Origin of the sequence: Vibrio sp. RW (genome assembly GCF_027587105.1) — a bacterium.
Lineage (GTDB): Bacteria > Pseudomonadota > Gammaproteobacteria > Enterobacterales > Vibrionaceae > Vibrio > Vibrio toranzoniae.
In genome coordinates this window covers 196,995-219,582 of the sequence record NZ_JAPPTM010000008.1, presented here as the reverse complement: position 1 = coordinate 219,582, position 22,588 = coordinate 196,995, and the positions used below count along the sequence as shown (strand labels likewise).

Sequence of the window (22,588 nt, the reverse complement as noted above, 5' to 3'; positions counted from 1 at the left end):
GTAGGATACTTACACATATTGGCTATTTTTGTGTATTTACTTACAACGAAAACTTGTTAATAAGTCGGTGATATCCATATCCCACCTATATAAACCACTAGTTTGTGGCTAAAAATAAACGGATATCACTAAGGATTGTTTTTCTCGCAATACTTTTCCTGCGAGATACGGAAAGGATTCAAACCGCCAGCATAGGCAGGTTTAGACCCATAAATATAAAAGGACAAGGCTAACTTTATACAAATAAGTTGCGCCTAGATTTAACTGGAAGGATGTATCTATGGTAGATCAAGAGCAGAACTCACAGGGTCTGTATACTCCTGAATTGGAGCATGACGCTTGTGGTATCGGTTTTGTTGCGCATCTAAAGAATCGCAAATCTCATGATGTAGTAACTCAAGCACTCGATATGCTTGCACGTATGGAACACCGTGGCGGCCAAGGCTGTGACCCGTGTTCTGGTGATGGTGCAGGTATCCTGCTACAGAAGCCACACGAATTCTTACTAGAAGAAGCAGTAAAACTTGGAATTAAACTGCCATCTTTTGAAAAATATGGCGTTGGTGTTGTACTTTTCCCGAAAGATGAACACAAACGTGCACAGTGTCGTGACATTCTAGAACGCAATGCACAACGCCTAGAGTTAGAAGTTATCGGTTACCGTGAACTTCCAACAGACAATTCAATGATTGGTGCTGATCCACTAAGCACTGAACCTCAATTTGAACACGTATTTATCTCTGGCGGCCCTGGTACTACACCAGAAGAACTTGAACGCAAACTGTATGTTCTACGTAACTACACGGTTCGTGTATGCCTAGAAAGCGTGTCAAACATTGGTGATGACTTCTACATCAACTCAATGTCTTACAAAACATTGGTGTACAAAGGTCAGCTAACAACAGAACAAGTTCCTCAGTACTTCCTAGATCTGCAAAACCCAACCATGGTGACAGCTCTAGCACTAGTACACTCTCGCTTCTCTACCAATACATTCCCACGTTGGCGTCTGGCTCAGCCTTTCCGTTATATCGCGCACAATGGCGAAATTAACACGGTTCGCGGCAACCTAAACTGGATGAAAGCACGTGAAGCAATCCTCGAATCGGATCTGTTTACACAAGCTGAAATCGACATGCTACTGCCTATCTGTCAGGAAGGTAGCTCGGATTCATCAAACTTCGATATGGCGCTTGAGCTACTTGTTCTTTCAGGTCGTACTTTGCCACACGCATTGATGATGATGATCCCGGAAGCATGGCAAGAAAACAAAAACATGGATTCAACTCGTCGTGCGTTCTACCAATACCATGCGAACGTAATGGAACCATGGGATGGCCCTGCATCAGTATGTTTCACCGACGGTGTTCAAGTTGGTGCAACGCTTGACCGTAACGGTCTGCGCCCTTCTCGCTACACAGTGACAAAAGACGACTTCCTAGTCATGGCGTCTGAGTCTGGCGTCGTTGAAATCGCACCAGAAAACGTTGAATACCGCGGTCGTCTACAACCTGGTCGTATCTTCGTTGCTGACCTTGAGCAAGGCCGTATTATTTCTGATGAAGAAGTAAAAGATGGTATCGCGAAAGCGCAACCTTACGAGAAATGGGTTGAAGAGAACCTTCTGAGCTTGAAAAAGCTACCAGATGCGAGCAACGAATCTAACCAACCTTCTCCAGAGAAACTTCTGCACAAACAACAATCGTTTGGCGTGAGCTCTGAAGAAGTAAACGAAATCATTCTACCGCTTGCGAAAACGGGCTATGAGCCACTTTCTGCAATGGGTGCTGACTGGCCGCTAGCGATTCTTTCTCACCAATCGCAGCACCTTTCAAACTACTTCAAACAGTTGTTTGCTCAAGTAACTAACCCGCCGATCGACCCGATTCGTGAGCGTATGGTGATGTCTCTGAACACCTACCTAGGTAAAGATCAGAACCTACTTGCTGAAACACCGGAACACTGTCAAAAGGTAGAACTTGAATCGCCAGTTCTATCTAACTCTGAGTTAGAAAAACTGCGTGCAATCGATAACGATCACCTGCAATCAAAGACACTTGATATCGTATTCCAGGCAAACGGTGGTGAAGGGAAATTGGAACGTGCGTTAAAACGCATCTGCCAATATGCTGAAGATGCCGTGATTGATGGTTACTCTATAATCCTACTGACAGACCGTGCGGTTAACTCAAACCACGCCGCTATACCAGCGATGCTGGCAGTTGGCGCGGTTCACCACCACCTAATCCGCAAAGGTTTACGTGCTAAGTGTGACATCGTGGTTGAAACGGGCGATGCTCGTGAAACGCACCACTTTGCAACGCTTATCGGTTACGGTGCGAACGCAGTTAACCCATACCTAGTGATTGAAACGATTATTGAGCTGCAACGTACTAAGAAGCTCGATCCAAACGTACACCCACGTGAGTTATTCGCGAACTACCGTAAAGGCGTTAACGGCGGCCTACTGAAGATCTTCTCTAAGATGGGGATCTCTACGCTGCAGTCTTACCACGGTGCACAAATATTTGAAGCACTTGGTGTTAGCAAATCAGTCGTTGAAAAGTACTTCACAGGTACTGTGTCTCGTATCCAAGGTCTAACGATCGACGATATCGCACGAGAAGTACTGGTTCGTCACCGTGTTGGTTACCCAGCTCGTGAAATCCCAGCTCAAATTCTTGATGTTGGAGGTGTTTACCAGTGGAAACAACGTGGTGAAAAGCACTTATTCAACCCAGAAACGATTTCTCTACTTCAAGAGTCGACGCGTAATAAAGATTACGGTCAATTCAAAAAGTACGCGAACGCCGTTGATGCTCAAGGCGACAACGCAGCCACGCTACGTAGCCAACTTGATTTCATCAAGAATCCAACGGGCTCTATTCCTCTAGCAGAAGTAGAACCAATCGAGAACATTCTTAAGCGTTTCGCTACTGGCGCAATGAGCTTTGGTTCAATCTCGCATGAGGCTCACTCAACACTGGCTGTTGCAATGAACCGCATTGGCGCGAAATCAAACTCAGGCGAAGGTGGTGAAGATCCAGCACGTTTCGAGCGTAAAGAAAATGGCGACTGGGAACGTTCAGCAATCAAACAGGTGGCTTCTGGTCGCTTTGGTGTAACGTCTTACTATCTATCTAACGCTGATGAGCTGCAAATCAAGATGGCTCAAGGTGCGAAACCTGGTGAAGGTGGCCAACTACCTGGTGATAAGGTTGATGACTGGATTGGTGCAACACGTCACTCGACTCCGGGCGTAGGTCTGATCTCTCCACCACCACACCACGATATCTACTCAATCGAAGATTTGGCTCAGCTGATCTACGATCTGAAAAACGCGAACCGTAACGGCCGTGTCAACGTGAAGCTAGTATCAGAAGCTGGCGTAGGGACGATTGCATCAGGCGTAGCAAAAGCGAAAGCTGACGTAGTACTTATCGCAGGTTTTGATGGTGGTACGGGGGCATCTCCGATGTCTTCTATCCGTCACACAGGTCTGCCTTGGGAACTGGGTCTAGCGGAAACGCACCAAACACTGCTGAAAAACGGCCTACGTAACCGTATCGTTGTTCAGTCTGATGGTCAGATGAAAACACCACGTGACCTTGCCGTTGCAACGTTACTTGGCGCTGAAGAATGGGGCGTAGCAACAGCAGCGCTAGTGGTTGAAGGCTGTATTATGATGCGTAAGTGTCACAAGAATACATGCCCTGTTGGCATCGCAACACAGAACAAAACTCTACGTGAGCGTTTCGACGGCCGCGTAGAAGACGTAGTGACCTTCTTCCAATACATGGCTGAAGGCCTACGTGAAGTCATGGCTGAACTTGGCTTCCGTTCTATCGATGAAATGGTTGGGCAATCTCACAAACTAAAAGTTCGTGATGACATCGGTCACTGGAAGTACAAGAACCTAGACCTAACACCAGTTCTGCATATTGAGCATGCTCGTGAAGAAGATGGTATCTACAACCAGACACAACAAAATCACAACCTAGAGAACGTTCTAGACCGTAAGTTGATTCAAGCTGCGATGCCTGCACTTGAGAAAGGCGAAGCCGTGAATGCGAGCTTCCCTATCATCAACACAGACCGCTCTACGGGTACCATGCTGTCGAACGAAATCTCGAAGGTTTACAAAGACCAAGGTTTACCACAGCCAATGAACGTTAAGTTCCACGGTAGTGCGGGTCAATCGTTCGGGGCTTTCCTGGCGAAAGGCGTTAAGTTCGAAGTAGAAGGCGACGCGAACGATTACTGGGGTAAAGGTCTGTCTGGCGGTACGTTGGTACTGTACCCAGATGCGAAATCGACTATCGTTGCTGAAGACAACATCGTGGTAGGTAACGTATGTTTCTACGGTGCGACTTCAGGTGAATCTTTCATTCGCGGTATGGCTGGCGAACGTTTCTGTGTTCGTAACTCTGGTGCGAAGGTTGTTGTTGAAGGCGTTGGTGACCACGGTTGTGAATACATGACTGGCGGTGTTGCAATTATCCTCGGCTCAACAGGTCGTAACTTTGCTGCTGGTATGAGTGGCGGTGTGGCTTATGTTTGGGATAAAGCGGGTGACTTCGAAACCAAGCTTAACTCGGAACTTGTCGACCTAGATCCAATTGAACAAGAAGATAAAGATCTTCTACTAGATATGCTAACGAAGCATGTTGAATTCACAGGAAGTGAAGTTGCTCAGTCTTTCCTAGACAATTTTGAAGCAAGTGTTGCATCACTGGTTAAAGTCATGCCACGCGACTACAAAGCGGTTCTTGAAAAGCGTAAAGCTGAAGCACAACAGGCACAAACGGAAGAAGTGGAGGCAGTATAATGGGTAAGCCTACTGGATTTTTAGAACACGGTCGTGAGCTTCCAAAGAAGCTCGACCCGTCAGTTCGTATCGAAGACAACAAAGAGTTCGTACTTAACGAAGAGTTTGGTAACAAGATCAATACTCAAGCCTCTCGTTGCATGGACTGTGGCGTACCTTTCTGTCACAACGGCTGTCCGATTGGTAACATCATCCCAGAGTTCAATGACGCGGTATATCGTGACAGCTGGGAGGAAGCTTGGAACATTCTAAGCTCTACCAACAATTTTCCTGAGTTTACGGGTCGTGTTTGCCCTGCTCCTTGTGAAAGTGCCTGTGTTCTTGGCATCAACCAAGATCCAATCACTATCTGTAATATCGAGAAAACGATTGTAGAAACTGCGTACCGTGAAGGGTACGCAAAGCCTAAAACACCACGCTATCGCACAGGTAAAACTGTCGCTGTTATCGGTTCAGGCCCAGCAGGTCTAGCCGCAGCTGAGCAGTTAAACAGCGCTGGTCACTCTGTGACGGTATTTGAACGTGACGAGAAAGTGGGTGGCCTACTGCGCTTCGGTATCCCAGATTTCAAACTGGGTATGGACGTGATTGATCGTAAGATCAACCTAATGGCTGAAGCTGGCGTTGAGTTTAAAGTTAACCAACACATCGGTGTTGATGTTAATGCTCAACAGCTGCGCCAAGAGTTTGATGTGGTATTGCTAACGGGTGGTTCTACGGTTCCACGCGACTTACCAATCCCAGGTCGTGAGCTGGAAGGCGTTCACTTTGCCATGGAATTCCTTGGTCAAAACAACCGCCGTGCTAACGACTTAGACCTTAAGACAGAAGAGATTCACGCTAAAGATAAGCACATTGTGGTTATCGGTGGTGGTGATACGGGTTCTGACTGTGTGGGCACATCAAACCGTCATAAGGCAGCAAGCATTACTCAGGTTGAGATCATGCCGATCCCACCAGAGAAGCGCCCTGCAAACATGCCTTGGCCTCAATACCCAATGATCATGAAAACCACCACTTCTCACGAAGAAGGGTGTGAACGTCACTGGAACATCTTAACCAAAGAGTTCATCGGTAACGATCAAGGTCAAGTGACGGGCCTACGTATTGCTGACATCGTTTGGCAAGACGCGAAACCAGGTGAGCGTCCAGGTTTTGATGAAGTAGCGAACTCTGAACGTGTTATTCCTTGTGACATGGCATTTCTTGCAATGGGCTTCTTACACCCAGAGCCAACAGGCGTACTTGCTCAACTAGACATTAAACTGGACGAGCGCGGTAACGTCGCTTCTGAAGGTTTTGCGACGAACCAGAAAGGCGTTTTCGCTGCTGGTGATATGCGTACTGGTCAATCTCTGGTTGTACGTTGTATTAATGAAGGTCGTGAATGTGCCATTGCCATTGATGATTTCTTAATGGGTAACTCAAACTTAGAAGCGAAAGCGGATTCACTCATGCTTTCCGCATAATATTTCTCGGGCTAGCGTTGATGACGCTAGCTTAGAGGAAAGGCAACACCCTTCCTAACTTTTATATTTGGCTAGCACTTGATGCTAGCCTTTTTTCTATCCGCCCGTAGCTTTTCATGCCACTTTGTTGCATATGTTAAATATCGTCAATATCCGCTCTCTTATATCTCATTGATATCCATCGACTATTTTAGATTATTAAGTGGCTAATCGCGTTTATGTATGATAATTAACCATGAACTTGACCTTAAACACAATTAGCTATACGTTGTAAATCTGGTGAAAACAAAACCGAACGGTATTGTTCATACAACCAATATGTTTTAACTAGCTAAAAAATAATAAGTTTATAAAAAATAACAAGTACATGAATAGTTAGTCATTTACTGTCTGGATGACAGAGAAGCAAAAGGGAGAATTGCAATGGCTCTATATGATCCTAGTCTTGAAAAAGACAACTGTGGATTTGGTTTAATAGCGCAAATGGAAGGCCAACCTAGTCATAAGTTGGTACGAACTGCTATTTCAGCCCTCGATCGTATGACACACCGTGGTGGTATTGCTGCGGATGGTAAAACCGGAGACGGTTGTGGCTTATTGCTACAGAAGCCAGACTCTTATCTCAGAATTATTGCGGAAGAGAATAACTTCAAGCTCGGCAAGCAATACGCTGTCGGTATGGTTTTCTTCAGCCAAGATCCAATCAAAGCGCAATCCGCGCAAGACATCGTCAATAAAGAGCTCGCTCAAGAGACACTCACCGTCGCAGGTTGGCGTGTTGTGCCGACCAATACCGACGTTTTGGGTCCAATCGCAAAAGACTCGGTTCCCAACATTCAACAAGTGTTTATCTCAGCCCCTGCCGGTTGGCGTGAACGTGATATTGAACGGCGCCTATACATTGCTCGTCGCAGAATTGAAAAGCAGATCACCGAAGACAAAGATTTCTATATTTGTAGCCTGTCGACACAAGTCATGGTTTACAAAGGTCTATGTATGCCGGCCGATCTTCCGCGATTTTACCTCGATCTTGCAGACTTACGCATGGAATCAGCAATATGTCTGTTCCACCAGCGCTTCTCAACCAATACTCAGCCACGTTGGCCACTGGCTCAACCATTCCGCTATTTAGCACATAATGGTGAAATCAATACCATCGAAGGTAACCGTCAATGGGCTAAAGCTCGTGCTTATAAATTCTCTTCACCACTGCTGCCCGACTTACAAACGGCCGCCCCCTTTGTGAATGAGACAGGCTCTGATTCATCAAGCCTAGATAACATGCTCGACCTGTTCCTTGCCGGGGGTATGGATGTATTCCGAGCAATGCGTATGCTTGTGCCGCCCGCTTGGCAAAACCACCCAGATATGGACCCAGATCTGCGTGCATTCTACGACTTCAACTCCAAGCACATGGAACCGTGGGATGGCCCCGCAGGTATCGTCCTTTCTGATGGTCGTTACGCCGCGTGTAACCTCGACAGAAACGGCCTGCGCCCGGCACGTTATGTCATTACTAAAGACAACCTGATCACTCTGGCATCTGAGGTCGGTATCTGGAATTACGCCCCGGATGAAGTTGCAAAAAAAGGTAGAGTTGGGCCAGGTGAATTACTGGTAATTGATACTCGTCGTGGCAAGCTGTGGCAATCCAACGAGATCGACAATGACCTCAAAGGCCGCCACCCCTATAAAGAGTGGATGGAAAAGAACGTTCACAAATTAACACCGTTTTCCAAATTGTCAGATGATCAAGTCGGTAAGCGTAGCTTTGACGATGACACACTAAAGACTTATCAAAAACAGTTTGCGATGAGTAACGAAGAGTCAGACCAAGTACTGCGTGTGCTTGGTGACATGGGGCAAGAAGCGGTCGGCTCGATGGGCGATGATACGCCGATGGCCGTGCTGTCTTCTAAAGAGCGCCTCATCACCGATTATTTCCGTCAAAAGTTTGCTCAGGTGACCAACCCACCAATCGATCCACTGCGTGAAAAACACGTGATGTCTTTGGCGACCAGTATTGGTAAAGAGATGAACGTATTCTGTGAAACAGACGGTCACGCCTATCGTGTCACGTTTGATTCACCAGTACTGCTTTACTCAGACATGCAGCAGCTTCTGCAATTAAGCCAAAAACATTACCGCCATGTTATTCTCAGCATGCATTACGATCCTAATCATCAAGACCTTGAACAGGCGATCAAGGCGGTATGTGATAGTGCAGAGCAAAAAGTCCGTGAAGGTGCAGTTTTAATTATTCTATCGGATAAAGATTTAGAGAAAGGCAAACTGCCCATCCCAGCCGCTATGGTTGTTGGTGCGGTACAAACGAGACTGGCGGACACGGACCTACGGTGTGATGCCAACATTGTGGTTGAAACGGCAACAGCACGCGACCCACACCAGTTTGCAGTACTGCTTGGCTTCGGTGTGACCGCCGTTTACCCATACCTTGCTTATGAAACGTTAGGTAAAATGTTGGATGATGGCTCTTTAGATAAAGACTACCGCACCGCGATGCAAAACTACCAAAACGGCATCAACAAAGGTCTGTATAAGATCATGTCGAAAATGGGTATATCAACCATTGCATCTTATCGTTGTTCACAACTATTTGAAGCCGTTGGCTTACATACTGACGTCGTTGAGCTCTGCTTCCGTGGCGTAACCACACGAATCCAAGGTGCAAGCTTTAACGATTTCCAACAAGATCTTTATAACCTCTCTCGCAAAGCGTGGACGAAACGCAAACCAATCGAGCATGGTGGGTTACTCAAGTATGTACATGGCGGCGAATATCACGCCTACAACCCAGACGTAGTCAGTACTTTACAAACAGCCGTAAAGACAGGCGAAACATCAGATTATCAATCTTTTGCGAAGCAAGTTAATGCTCGTCCTGCGGCGATGCTGCGTGACTTAATGAGTCTGAAAAAAGCCGAACAACCTCTGCCACTAGAAAAAGTAGAACCAAATAGCGATCTCTTTAAACGCTTTGATTCTGCAGCCATGTCGATTGGTGCCTTGAGCCCCGAAGCTCATGAAGCGCTAGCCATGGCGATGAACCGCTTGGGAGGCTACTCCAACTCTGGTGAAGGTGGTGAAGATCCACGACGCTTTGGGACTGATCGTAACTCGCGTATTAAACAGATAGCTTCTGGTCGTTTTGGTGTAACGCCACATTACTTAACCAATGCAGATGTTCTGCAGATCAAGGTCGCGCAAGGTGCGAAGCCAGGAGAAGGCGGCCAGCTGCCGGGCCATAAAGTCACGGCAGAAATCGCCAAACTGAGATATTCGGTTCAAGGCGTGACACTGATCTCCCCTCCTCCACACCACGATATCTATTCTATCGAGGATCTGGCACAGCTGATCTTCGATCTTAAGCAAGTTAACCCTAAAGCTTTGGTGTCAGTAAAATTAGTATCGGAACCGGGCGTAGGCACGATAGCAACAGGTGTAGCAAAAGCGTATGCCGATCTAATTACCATTTCTGGCTACGATGGCGGTACAGCAGCAAGCCCGTTAACCTCGGTTAAATACGCTGGTTGCCCTTGGGAGCTTGGCTTAGCAGAAACTCAACAAGCACTTGTTGCCAATGGCTTACGTCATAAGATCCGTCTGCAAGTCGATGGTGGCTTAAAAACCGGACTTGATGTCATCAAAGGTGCGATTTTAGGTGCTGAAAGCTTTGGCTTTGGTACCGCGCCAATGGTCGCAATGGGGTGTAAGTTCTTGCGAATCTGTCACCTCAACAACTGTGCAACGGGTGTGGCGACTCAAGATGAAACCCTACGCCGTGAATACTTCAAAGGCTTACCTGAAATGGTGGTGAACTACTTTACCGGCTTAGCCGATGAGGTTCGCCAATACCTTGCAGATCTTGGGGTAGAAAAACTAACAGACCTAATCGGTCGTACTGATTTACTTGAAGCCGTTCAAGGCCTGACAGCGAAACAGAGCAAGCTCGATCTCTCTTCGATATTGGAAGCTCCGGTATCTGCAGAAGGTCACCCACTGTTTTGGACAGAGCCAAACACGCCATTTGATAAAGCTCAGCTTAACCAACAGATCCTTGATGATGCACTTGATGCGATTGATAAACGCCAATCCACCAGCCTCTACTACAACGTGATCAACACCGATCGCTCCATTGGCGCTCGTATCTCTGGCGAAATAGCAAAACGCTACGGCAACCAAGGCATGGCGGGATCACCGATTAAGTTGTACCTCGATGGCACAGCAGGCCAATCTTTTGCGGTTTGGAACGCTGGTGGCGTAGAGCTGTATCTGACTGGCGATGCCAATGACTATGTCGGTAAAGGCATGGCGGGCGGAAAAGTGGTTATCAAGCCTCACCAAGGCACAGCATTTACTTGTAACGAAGCGACCATCATCGGCAATACCTGCTTATATGGCGCGACCGGAGGCAAACTATTTGCTGCAGGCACCGCAGGTGAACGATTTGGGGTACGTAATTCAGGGACCGTCGCCGTGATAGAAGGGGCGGGTGACAACGCCTGTGAATACATGACTGGCGGTATTGTTGCCATTCTTGGCGCAACAGGAGTGAACTTCGGCGCTGGTATGACAGGCGGCTTTGCTTATGTCATGGATAACAATGAAGACTTCCAAGGTCGTGTGAACAACGAATCGGTCGAAGCACTTTCTCTGTCAGACCTCTTTATCCACCAAGAACATTTGCGTGGCTTAATTGCTGAGCACTTAGAAGAGACTGGTTCAGTACACGCTGAAGCTATTCTGGCGAACTTTGATGAATGGATTCCGAAGTTCTACCTAGTGAAACCAAAGACGGCGGATCTTAACACCTTGCTCGGCCACCAAAGCCGCAGCTCTGCTGAACTTCGTGTTCAAGCGCAATAATTGGAAGGAGCCAATAATGAGCCAGAATGTATACCAATTTATTGATGTGAATCGCGTAGACCCAGCGAAGAAACCAATCAAGATTCGTAAGATTGAGTTTGTAGAGATCTACGAACCTTTCACGAAACAACAAGCTAAAGCGCAAGCTGACCGCTGTTTAGACTGTGGTAACCCATATTGTGAATGGAAGTGCCCTGTCCATAACTACATCCCTCAATGGCTTAAGCTCGCCAATGAGGGGCGCATTATCGAAGCAGCCGAACTGGCTCACCAAACCAACAGCTTGCCAGAGGTGTGTGGACGCGTTTGCCCTCAAGACCGACTGTGCGAGGGTTCTTGTACCCTCAATGATGATTTTGGTGCAGTAACGATAGGTAACATTGAAAAATACATTACCGACAAAGCGTTTGAGATGGGCTGGAAACCAGACATGTCCCACGTTGAATGGACCGACAAAAAAGTCGCGATCATCGGGGCTGGCCCCGCAGGTCTTGCTGCTGCTGATATCTTAGTTCGAAATGGTGTCAAGGCCGTGGTGTTTGACCGCTACCCAGAGATCGGCGGCCTTCTAACGTTTGGTATTCCGTCGTTCAAGCTTGAGAAAGGCATCATGGAAAACCGTCGTCATATCTTTAGCGAAATGGGCGTTGAGTTCCAAATGAATACCGAAGTAGGCAAAGATATCCAGCTACAACAACTGGTTGATGACTATGATGCCGTTTTCTTAGGCGTCGGTACCTATAAAAACATGCGTGCTGGGCTAGATAATGAAGAAGCGCCGGGGGTTTACGATGCTCTACCCTTCCTTGTTTCCAATACCTACAAGGTCATGGAACTGGATAACCCAACCCCATTCATCGACATGAAAGGCAAAAAAGTGGTTGTGCTTGGTGGGGGTGATACCGCGATGGACTGTGTCCGAACCTCAATCCGTCAACATGCTGCCAATGTTATCTGTGCTTATCGTCGTGATGAAGCCAACATGCCTGGCTCTCGTCGCGAAGTGAAGAATGCCAAAGAAGAAGGCGTGAAGTTCATGTTCAACCTTCAGCCTATTGGCTTAGAGCTTAACAACGCTGGTCATGTCGTTGGCGTCAAAGTCGTGAAAACCGCTTTAGGTGAGCCTGATGACGCTGGCCGCCGTCGCCCTGAACCCGTTGAAGGCAGTGAGCATGTTCTTGAGGCTGATGCCGTGATCATGGCATTTGGTTTCCAACCTCATGCAATGGAATGGCTAGAACCATTTGGCGTAGAGCTCGACCAATGGGGGCGCATCAAAGCTCCCGGCAAACAAGAGTTTCAATACCAAACCACCAACAGCAAGATATTCGCTGGTGGCGATGCGGTTCGAGGATCTGACTTGGTGGTGACCGCTATCGATGAAGGCCGTAAAGCCGCAGAAGGGATCTTGGACTACCTAGAAGTGTGACTGGGTTTCCTTTATTACTCAGTTCGTTACTATAAAAAAAGGATCCTATGATGGATCCTTTTTTGAATTAGATACGTTTATCACAAGCACAACAAAAATACGTAGAACAATCGTAAACAAGCTAATACCTATAACTACAATTAAAACAACGCATAGGAAACACTATGAAAAAAACAGCTCTCCTTTTTCTCTCTCTTTTGACTTTAACCGCTTGCAGCCAAGGTATCACGGACATGGAAGACAGAACTTCATCACCTTGTGGCGACAAACCAAACTGTGTATCGACCCAAGATGATCGTGAGAAGCATGCATTGGCCGCATTTGAATTATCAGATTCAGCAAACCTCGATGCTATTGAACAGGTTGCGTTAACCTTACCGGGCGCGAAAACAGCCAACAAAACCGAAAATTACCTACGTATTGAATGTACTTCTCGCATCATGCGCTTTGTCGATGACTTAGAACTTAAGGTTACTGGTGGTAAGCTGATCGTACGTTCAGAGTCTCGTACTGGCTACTCTGACTTTGGGGTGAACCGAAAGCGTGCTGAACAACTTCGCTCAAGCCTAAAAAGTGAAGGCCTAATCAAATAGATAAAAGAATACGTGGATAAATCGTCAGTATTAGGATGAGAAGTGCTTCTGGGCAGTCGCTCGACGCTTCTCTTCCATGCTACAATTTCGTTCTACTGTTTACATATTTTTATTAAGAGACTACACATGAAAATCGGCATCATTGGCGCAATGGAGCAAGAAATTGCGATCCTAAAAGCAGCAATTTCAGATATCACTGAAGTGAATAAAGGCGGTTGTACCTTTTTCTCTGGTCAGCTAAATGGTGTTGACGTTGTTTTGCTTCAATCAGGGATTGGTAAAGTAGCAGCCGCTGTTGGTACTTCAATCCTTCTAAGCGAATACCAACCAGATGTCGTTCTAAACACTGGCTCAGCTGGCGGTTTTGACTCAACACTGAACCTTGGCGATGTCGTTATCTCAACTGAAGTTCGTCATCACGATGCAGACGTAACCGCTTTCGGTTATGAAATCGGCCAAATGGCTGGTCAACCTGCAGCGTTCAAAGCAGATGACAAGCTGATGACTGTTGCAGAACAAGCACTAGCACAAATGGAAGATAAGCACGCTGTTCGTGGCCTTATCTGTACTGGCGACGCGTTTGTATGTACGGCTGAACGCCAAGAGTTCATCCGTAAGCACTTCCCATCAGTGGTTGCTGTAGAGATGGAAGCATCTGCGATTGCTCAAGCTTGTCACCAATTCCAAGTACCATTCGTGGTTGTTCGTGCAATCTCTGACGTTGCAGACAAAGAATCACCAATGAGCTTCGAAGAGTTCCTGCCACTAGCAGCACAAAGCTCTTCTGAAATGGTTATCAAGATGGTTGCCCTACTAAAGTAAGCGACTAGACATGCAAACACTGTTTGATCAGGTATTTGCAAATGGCGTGCTCCTTGTTATGTGGGGGGCACTGCTTTTTCATTTAATTTTACCTATCCCCCATGCCGCACACCCCACGACCTTATGGCATAAGTTTGCTGAGCTTTTAGCAAGCAAGGTTAATAACAACCAAAACTTTTCCCAAAGCTTAATCTCGGGCACATTAGCCTGGGGATTAATGGTACTGCCGACTCTGATTATTCTACTGGCCTTACAACCTTTGGTTTGGCAATCTCAACTGTTTGAATTAGCGCTGTTATTACTCGCGATTGATTGGCGTAACAATGAAAAGCTGGCGAATCAACTGATCAAAGCACTTGGTCGAGAAGATAAAGCCGCCGCTCGTCAGTTATTGGCTCCTATTGTTAATCGTCAAACTGAATCACTGTCATCACTTGGGCTTGGCAAAGCCGCTGCTGAAACCATCATCATGGGTTACGCTCGTAATGTGGTTTGTGTGTTGTTTTGGTACGCCATTGGTGGTGGAATCGCCGCTTTAATGTATCGCCTGATTGTTGAGTTAGCGCGTGCGTGGTCACCAAGTCGTAAGCAATTTTCCCCATTCGGCTCAACAGCGATTAAGGTAGTCGCTATCCTCGAATTCATACCGATGCGTCTGTTTGCTTTGATGATCGTCTGTGGTGATAAAGCCAAGCACACATTTAAAATGATGCTAGTCCAAAGTCGCTCTTGGCCACTGCCCGGCCCTGCATGGTTAATTACCGCTGTCGGCAACAAGCTTGAGCTGTCATTGGGTGGCCCTGCGATTTACGACCACACCAAAGCCATTCGCGCCAAATTAGGCGGTAGAATCGCCCCATCAGCTCTGCATCTATCTCAGGTTCAGAAACTGCTATTTGGTCGTATCACTATCTGGATACTTTTACAAAGCCTAGCCTTATTATTTATTCACCAAGGGATTTAGAGTGAAATCTTCAGCACTTGTTACAAGCCTTACTATTTTGTCTTCCAGCTTATGGCTGCCTTTATCATCTGCAAAAGAAGCATCACTGACTCCAGAAAAAGTACAACCAGCTCAACGCGTGATAAGCCTTGCTCCTCACGCCACTGAGCTCGCGTACAGTGCAGGTTTAGGTAATAAGCTTGTTGCGGTAAGTGAGCGAAGTGATTACCCACCACAAGCAGACAAGCTTGAGAAAGTGGCGAACTACCAAGGTATTAAGGTTGAGAAAATCATCGCACTGCAGCCAGATCTGATTCTTGCGTGGCCTGCAGGCAACCCGCCTAGAGAACTCGCGAAACTAGAGCAGTTTGGTTTCAATATTTACTACTCAAAAACCAAAAGCCTAGACAGTATCGCGACCAATATTGAACAACTCAGCCAGTACGCAAGTGACCCAAGTGTCGGTGAAAAGAATGCCAAACAATACAAAGAACAGCTCAACGCGTTGAGACTAAAATATAAAGATGCCGAGCCAGTAAGCTACTTTTATCAGCTTAGTGAAAAGCCGATCATCACCGTAGCTCAAGGGCACTGGCCAAGTGAGGTGTTTGAGTTTTGTGGTGGCCACAATATTTTTGAAGACAGCGCCTCCCCTTATCCGCAAGTTGGTATTGAACAAGTTGTACTAAAGAAACCTGAGGTGATCTTCACCTCTCAGCACGCCATCGAGAATGGAACCATGTGGCAAACTTGGGAAGAGGAGATTCCGGCGGTCGCTCAAGATCAGATTTGGTCACTCAATTCTGACTGGATCAATCGCCCGACAACCAGAACTTCAAAAGCAATTCAACAAGTGTGCGATTTCTTCGATAGAGCTAGGCAAAATCGCTAACTATTTGCTGCATTTTTTCGTACAATTCGCCACCAACGTCAGTTCCTATAACTTCAACCAATAAGAGCACCAGTAACATGGATTCCATGCTGCTTTATATTATCGATTTATTCGGCACCGCCATCTTTGCTATTTCAGGTGTGTTTGTCGCAGGCCGTCTTAAGATGGACCCCTTTGGCGTGGCCGTTTTAGGCAGTGTGACCGCGATTGGCGGCGGTACCATTAGAGACATGGCATTGGGTGCGACTCCCGTGTTTTGGATCACTGATACCACCTACCTTTGGGTCATTATCACTACCTGCTTGCTGACCATGATTATTGTAAGACGTCCTAAACGTCTGGCTTGGTGGATACTACCGGTATGTGATGCGATCGGCTTAGCGGTGTTTGTTGGCATTGGTGTAGAAAAAGCACTGATTTATCAAGACTCTGCATTGGTGGCTATTATCATGGGTGTTATCACAGGTTGTGGGGGCGGTATTATTCGTGACGTACTTGCACGTGAAGTTCCGATGATCCTAAGAAGTGAAGTCTACGCAACGGCTTGTATCATTGGCGGTGCTTTTCATACCATGGCGATCAGTATGGGCCACGATTCAGAAACCGCCTTTTTAGCTGGTGTGTTCACAACACTATTGATTAGACTTGGCGCTATTCGCTGGCACTTATCATTGCCGACTTTTGCAATCAAATAGGCTATCGTTACAAAGTAAAAGGCTCCACAAAGGAGCTTTTTAATCCGGTTTCAAATCACTATACCCTCTATTTCCATTCTTCAAAAATCCCCCCTTTCTGTATACCCATTGTAGTTAGCTCGTTAGCTAATAGGTTAGTAATGTTTTTTATTTACTTATCTAATTCACAGGCTATATTAATAAACAATAGCTTTATAAATATATCTATTTACTAATACTAACAACAAGGGCTTAAGGATGATCAGTAATAAAATTGGAATTGTTTTCTTCTCTAAATGTGGGGCAACCAAGCAAGTAGCAGAGCTCATCGCAGAAGGCGTAAACACTCGACTACCTAACTCGGCACTGATCATCGAGGTTCTCTCTACTGAAATTGTTGAAGGGCGATATGACAATGACGACAAGCTCAGAGCATTAGATAACTGTGATGCGATAGTCTTTGGCACGCCAACCTACATGGGTTCACCAGCCGCTCAATTTAAGAGCTTTATGGATGCGAGCAGTGATACCTACTGTAAGAAATCATGGCGAAATAAGCTTGCTGCAGGCTTCACCACTGGTGGCAGCCTCAACGGAGAGCAACAACAAACCCTACTCAGCTTTTTCACTCTCGCTTGCCAACATGGCATGATTTGGGCAGGGCTTGATGTATCTAAGCATATCGACAACCTAGGTCTAAATCGTACTGGTTCGAGCATTGGCTTGGTCGCGAGTGTCGACGAGGAGCCAACCTCGACAAACAGTAGCGTTAATGCGAATGATCTAAAAACCGCTTTCTATTTTGGTCAACGTATCGCGAGCTTGGTTCAAAGTGCGTAGCTTGTGTGATATCTAAGATCTCAAGACTAGAGAATAAATGCCGTTTGAGGTAACTTGGTTTAATCATTCCCAACTTTCATGAATATAACCCTATGCTACTCGAAGGAATTGAAACTCTATTGGTTTTAAGTAAAGCAAAAACCATGAGTCGCACCGGCAGTTTGCTTTATATCAGCCAATCAGCGGTCAGCAAACGGATTGCTAACTTAGAGAAGAAGTTAGGCAAGAAACTCATAGAGCCGAGTGGCCGACAGATCAAACTGACGCCGGATGCGATTGCACTAGTCGAGAGTATCGGCCCTGCATTCAACGAGCTTCGTGGCCTTATTTATGAACAGCAAGAGTTGGAAGATACCACGCTCATCACTTTAGATAGCTCTAAGTCTCTGATAGCGGGCTATCTAGGTGAGATGATGGGGCAATTTATCAAACAAGATAAACACATCACCATCACCACTAATCATACTCCAAGAATCATAGAGCGAGTGCAATCTGGCAAGGCGACCCTAGGGCTTTGCGCTGGCTTGTTACCTCCACATCATGGATTGATGACTTTCCACCTGTTTGATGAGCCGTTTTACATTGTGAGTAAGCAGCCGCTCACGGCACTTCCTCCATTGGTCATTACCAATGATATGACGAACCCAGCCAACTCTTATCAGTTATCTGTGCTTGCAAAATTCGATATCAAGCCCTTAATGGAGATGGATGCCTACACCGCAGCGGCTCAACTTGCGTTAGGTGGAACGGGGCCGGCTTTAATCCCGCTCTCTATCGTAAAAACACTCAATATTGAGCCTCAATACCTGTATAATTTCCCAGAGTTAGCAGGCTTAATTCGACCAATTCATATCTGTGTGAGGCCAAATAGCTATCACTCTCCAAGGGTTAAAACAGTGATAGAATCGATTGTTGATGCTGTTCCCAAAGCAGTTTAGACGCCATTAGCATCGACATTACAATCACAAGGGGGCGAATCCACTTCTGCCCTTTTGTCACTACCACTTTAGCGCCGAGCTGAGCTCCCATGAAGCCGCCAACCGCCATCACTAATCCCAACTCCCAAATAGGCAAGCCCGCCAAAATAAAGAAGATCAATGCGGCAATGTTCGAGGTGAAATTAAGTACCTTGGTGCGAGCTGTAGCATCAACCAAAGAGAAATGCCCAATAACGACAAAGCAAACCGTAAAAATAGACCCCGTCCCTGGACCAAAGAACCCATCGTAGAAACCCACACCACCGCCAATACACAGTGCAAACATTGCCTCAGAGATCTTTTGCTTGCCTTTAGAAACCGTTGTTGGAGGTGCAAGCAGAAAATAGAGAGAGATAGCAATAAGCAACAGTGGGATAACACTCGTCAGTAAGCTTGCATCTATATATTGGACTAATTCAGCCCCAATAGCCGAACCAATGAAAGTGCAAATGATCGCAAAACGCATCTCTTTAATACTGACGATACCATTGCGCACGAAATACCAAGTCGCCGAGAAGCTGCCAAAAGAGCTTTGAAGTTTATTAGTAGCAAGAGCCTGTGTCGGTGGAACACCCGCCGCGAGTAATGCAGGTAAAGTTAATAAGCCACCGCCGCCAGCCATCGCATCAATAAAGCCAGCCACCGTAGCGACAACAAACAAAATAGCCAATATTTCTAGAGTGATTTCCATATACTCAGTGCCTTAAAATTCCGTATAACGACAACTTACCACCCTAAGAAAGCAATCAATAACGAAACACAAGATTTTAACCTATTCCAGATTTTCATTATTTAGTCTAATGCTAATCGCAATAAGTGAGTGTTCATAAATCGAGTGGGAAAAGACTTGAGAATAAAGCGGAAATTATCGAGATTTTTAACAAACTAGGGAGAACAGTTGTTTACTACGATAGGTATAAACAGGATGGCAAGCATAAAAAAGCCCGCTCTTCAGAGCGGGCCTCTACTTTCGTTTAATCTAGTCGATTAAGCTTCGTTCGCTTTTACTTGAGCATGTAGCTCTTGAACTGAAATGACTGACGTCTTCGCATCTGCAGTGTGCGCCATACAAGTCGCGAATGCAGCGTTTAGCGTAGTCGTGTAGTTAACTTTTTCAGCCAATGCGCCACGACGAAGCACTTTAGAGTCTTCAATCGCTTGACGACCAGCGGCAGTGTTCACGATGTACGTGTACTCGTTGTTCTTGATACGGTCAAGAATGTGAGGTCGACCTTCGTGTACCTTGTTAACTAGACGTGGATTGATACCCGCTTCGCCAAGGATAACCGCAGTACCATGTGTTGCGTCTAGCTGATAACCAAGCTTAGATAGCTTAGATGCTAGGTCAACAACACGCTCTTTGTCGCCTTCACGAACAGAAAGAAGTGCACGGCCGCCTTCTGGGTAGATGTTGCCACAACCCAATTCGGCTTTAGAGTATGCTTCTGCAAACGTCGCGCCAACACCCATAACTTCACCAGTAGAGCGCATTTCTGGGCCTAACAGTGGGTCAACACCTGGGAACTTGTTGAATGGAAGTACAACTTCTTTCACCGAGTAGTAAGGTGGGATGATTTCTTTGGTAAAGCCTTGAGACTCTAGAGATTGACCAGCCATGACACGAGCGGCAATCTTAGCGATTGGCGCGCCCGTTGCTTTAGATACGAATGGAACCGTACGTGCTGCACGAGGGTTAACCTCGATTAGGTACACTTCATTGTTCTTAACAGCAAACTGCGTGTTCATCAGACCACGAACACCCAACTCGAACGCTAGCTTTTCAACTTGCTCGCGCATTACGTCTTGGATTTCTTGGCTTAGCGTGTAGGCAGGAAGAGAACATGCTGAGTCACCTGAGTGAACACCCGCTTGCTCGATATGCTCCATGATACCGCCGATAACAACGCGCTCACCGTCACAAATCGCATCGACGTCTACTTCAACAGCGTCGTCTAGGAAGCTATCAAGTAGTACTGGAGACTCGTTTGATACGCTTACTGCTTCGTTAAAGTAGCGACGTAAATCTTGCTCGTCGTATACGATTTCCATCGCACGACCACCAAGTACGTAAGAAGGACGTACAACTAATGGGAAGCCGATTTCGCGAGATTTCTCAACCGCTTGCTCCATTGTTGTTACTGTCGCGTTTTCTGGTTGAAGCAGGCCTAGACGGTCTACAGCAACTTGGAAACGCTCACGGTCTTCTGCACGGTCGATTGCGTCTGGGCTAGTACCGATGATAGGCACACCTGCCGCTTCAAGAGCACGAGCCAGTTTAAGTGGCGTTTGACCACCGTACTGAACGATAACGCCTTTTGGCTTCTCAACGCGAGCGATAGCTAGTACGTCTTCCAGGGTGACTGGTTCGAAGTACAGACGGTCAGAGGTATCGTAGTCTGTAGAAACGGTCTCAGGGTTACAGTTAACCATGATAGTTTCGTAGCCATCTTCACGTAGTGCTAATGAGGCGTGTACACAACAGTAGTCAAATTCAATACCTTGGCCGATACGGTTTGGACCGCCACCTAGAATCATGATCTTGTCTTTGTCTGTTGGGTTCGCTTCACACTCCTCATCGTAAGATGAGTACATGTAAGCCGTATCTGAAGAGAACTCAGCCGCACACGTATCTACACGCTTGTAAACTGGGTGAATATCGTATTGGTCACGCATACGACGGATTTCGCTTTCTGCAACTCCTAGAATCTTAGATAGGCGCGCATCTGCAAAACCTTTACGTTTAAGCTTGATTAGCTCGTCTTTATTTAGACCAGCAAAACCTTTCGCTTTCAGTTCTTGCTCAAGATTTACGATATCTTCAATTTGAACTAGGAACCAACGGTCGATTTGCGTGAGGTTGAATACACCATCTACCGACATACCAGCACGGAATGCGTCAGCGATGTACCAAATACGCTCTGCGCCAGCTTCTTTAAGTTCATGACGGATAGTCGTTAGCGCATCTGGTGCGTCTAGGTCTACCATTTCGTCAAAACCAGTCGCGCCAACTTCTAGGCCGCGAAGTGCTTTTTGTAGAGATTCTTGTTGGTTACGGCCGATAGCCATCACTTCACCAACCGACTTCATTTGCGTCGTTAGACGGTCGTTAGCGCCTGCAAATTTCTCGAAGTTAAAACGAGGAATCTTAGTGACTACGTAGTCGATTGTTGGTTCGAATGATGCTGGTGTTGCGCCGCCAGTGATGTCATTCATTAGCTCGTCTAGCGTGAAGCCAACAGCCAGTTTCGCGGCAATCTTAGCGATTGGGAAACCCGTTGCTTTAGATGCTAGCGCAGAAGAGCGAGATACACGTGGGTTCATCTCGATGATAACCATACGGCCATCTTTCGGGTTGATACCAAACTGTACGTTTGAACCACCTGTTTCAACACCAATCTCACGCAGTACAGCTAGAGATGCGTTACGCATTAGTTGGTATTCTTTGTCTGTCAGCGTTTGAGCTGGAGCCACAGTGATTGAGTCACCTGTGTGAATACCCATTGGGTCGAAGTTTTCAATTGCACATACGATGATGCAGTTGTCGTTTTTGTCACGAACCACTTCCATCTCGTACTCTTTCCAACCGATAAGTGATTCATCGATAAGAAGTTCGTTAGTTGGAGATAAATCCAAACCACGACGACAGATTTCTTCAAATTCTTCTTTGTTGTAAGCGATACCGCCACCAGTACCACCCATCGTGAACGATGGACGAATGATACAAGGGAAGCCAACCATGTCTAAAACTTTGTAAGCTTCTTCCATCGATTTCGCTGTATCAGCAGTTGGACACTCAAGGCCAATTGCTTTCATTGCTTTATCGAAGCGTGAACGGTCTTCTGCTTTATCAATAGCGTCAGCCGTTGCACCAATCATTTCAACACCGAACTCTTCAAGAACGCCATGCTTTTCTAGGTCTAGAGCACAGTTCAATGCCGTTTGGCCACCCATAGTAGGTAGAACGGCATCAGGCTTCTCTTTAGCGATGATGTTACGCACCACTTCCCATTGAATAGGTTCGATGTAAGTTGCATCTGCCATCTCTGGGTCAGTCATGATTGTCGCTGGGTTCGAGTTTACAAGAATAACTCGGTAACCTTCTTCGCGAAGCGCTTTACAAGCTTGAGCACCAGAGTAATCGAACTCACATGCTTGGCCGATAACGATCGGGCCAGCACCTAGAATAAGAATACTTTTAATGTCAGTACGTTTTGGCATTGTCTACTACTCCGGA

The 22,588-nt window shown here is 46.4% G+C and carries 13 protein-coding genes; 11 read left to right on the top strand and 2 right to left on the bottom strand.

The annotated features are described in order from the left end of the window. The first annotated feature begins 280 nt into the window (after positions 1 to 280). The 11 genes from gltB (OCT63_RS10000) (at position 281) to OCT63_RS09950 (ending at position 18,315) form a co-directional block, all read left to right on the top strand. Complete coding sequence (gene gltB, locus OCT63_RS10000; protein ID WP_161686340.1) at positions 281 to 4,828, top strand: glutamate synthase large subunit; 4,548 nt, start codon at positions 281 to 283, stop codon at positions 4,826 to 4,828. Further along, on the top strand, positions 4,828 to 6,297 hold the full coding sequence (locus tag OCT63_RS09995) for a glutamate synthase subunit beta (protein ID WP_060467179.1): 1,470 nt from the start codon (positions 4,828 to 4,830) through the stop codon (positions 6,295 to 6,297). Before gltB (OCT63_RS10000) ends, OCT63_RS09995 begins: the two co-directional genes overlap by 1 nt. Positions 6,298 to 6,720: 423 nt before the next feature. Further along, positions 6,721 to 11,184 (top strand): glutamate synthase large subunit, encoded by a 4,464-nt coding sequence (gltB, locus tag OCT63_RS09990; protein ID WP_161686342.1) that lies wholly within the window; start codon positions 6,721 to 6,723, stop codon positions 11,182 to 11,184. A gap of 16 nt (positions 11,185 to 11,200) precedes the next feature. Beyond that, positions 11,201 to 12,613, top strand: a complete 1,413-nt coding sequence (locus tag OCT63_RS09985) for an FAD-dependent oxidoreductase (protein WP_161686344.1) — start codon at positions 11,201 to 11,203, stop codon at positions 12,611 to 12,613. A 164-nt stretch (positions 12,614 to 12,777) separates the two neighbouring features. Beyond that, positions 12,778 to 13,206 carry a DUF1499 domain-containing protein gene (locus tag OCT63_RS09980; RefSeq protein WP_161686346.1) on the top strand — a complete coding sequence of 143 codons (429 nt, stop codon included), beginning with the start codon at positions 12,778 to 12,780 and terminating at the stop codon, positions 13,204 to 13,206. Between the two features lie 126 nt (positions 13,207 to 13,332). After that, positions 13,333 to 14,028: a 5'-methylthioadenosine/S-adenosylhomocysteine nucleosidase gene (gene mtnN, locus OCT63_RS09975; protein ID WP_161672841.1), complete on the top strand. Its 696-nt coding sequence runs from the start codon at positions 13,333 to 13,335 to the stop codon at positions 14,026 to 14,028. Positions 14,029 to 14,038: 10 nt separating this feature from the next. Then, complete coding sequence (locus tag OCT63_RS09970; RefSeq protein WP_161686348.1) at positions 14,039 to 14,992, top strand: cobalamin biosynthesis family protein; 954 nt, start codon at positions 14,039 to 14,041, stop codon at positions 14,990 to 14,992. Position 14,993: 1 nt separating this feature from the next. Further along, on the top strand, positions 14,994 to 15,863 hold the full coding sequence (gene btuF, locus OCT63_RS09965; RefSeq protein ID WP_161686350.1) for a vitamin B12 ABC transporter substrate-binding protein BtuF: 870 nt from the start codon (positions 14,994 to 14,996) through the stop codon (positions 15,861 to 15,863). A 77-nt stretch (positions 15,864 to 15,940) separates the two neighbouring features. Next, positions 15,941 to 16,558, top strand: coding sequence for a TRIC cation channel family protein (locus OCT63_RS09960; RefSeq protein ID WP_060467172.1), 618 nt, complete (start codon positions 15,941 to 15,943; stop codon positions 16,556 to 16,558). A 237-nt stretch (positions 16,559 to 16,795) separates the two neighbouring features. Beyond that, positions 16,796 to 17,377, top strand: a complete 582-nt coding sequence (locus OCT63_RS09955; protein WP_161686352.1) for a flavodoxin family protein — start codon at positions 16,796 to 16,798, stop codon at positions 17,375 to 17,377. 92 nt (positions 17,378 to 17,469) lie between these two features. Continuing rightward, positions 17,470 to 18,315 (top strand): LysR family transcriptional regulator, encoded by an 846-nt coding sequence (locus OCT63_RS09950; RefSeq protein WP_161686354.1) that lies wholly within the window; start codon positions 17,470 to 17,472, stop codon positions 18,313 to 18,315. On the opposite strand, the gene OCT63_RS09945 is transcribed toward OCT63_RS09950, so the two are convergent. Then, the gene (locus tag OCT63_RS09945) at positions 18,266 to 19,045 is read right to left on the bottom strand and encodes a TSUP family transporter (protein WP_017056058.1); all 780 of its coding nucleotides are present in this window, start codon (positions 19,043 to 19,045) and stop codon (positions 18,266 to 18,268) included. The two genes, OCT63_RS09950 and OCT63_RS09945, sit on opposite strands and share 50 nt — an antisense overlap. 296 nt (positions 19,046 to 19,341) lie before the next feature. Then, positions 19,342 to 22,572, bottom strand: a complete 3,231-nt coding sequence (carB, locus tag OCT63_RS09940) for a carbamoyl-phosphate synthase large subunit (protein ID WP_017056057.1) — start codon at positions 22,570 to 22,572, stop codon at positions 19,342 to 19,344. Positions 22,573 to 22,588: the final 16 nt, after the last annotated feature.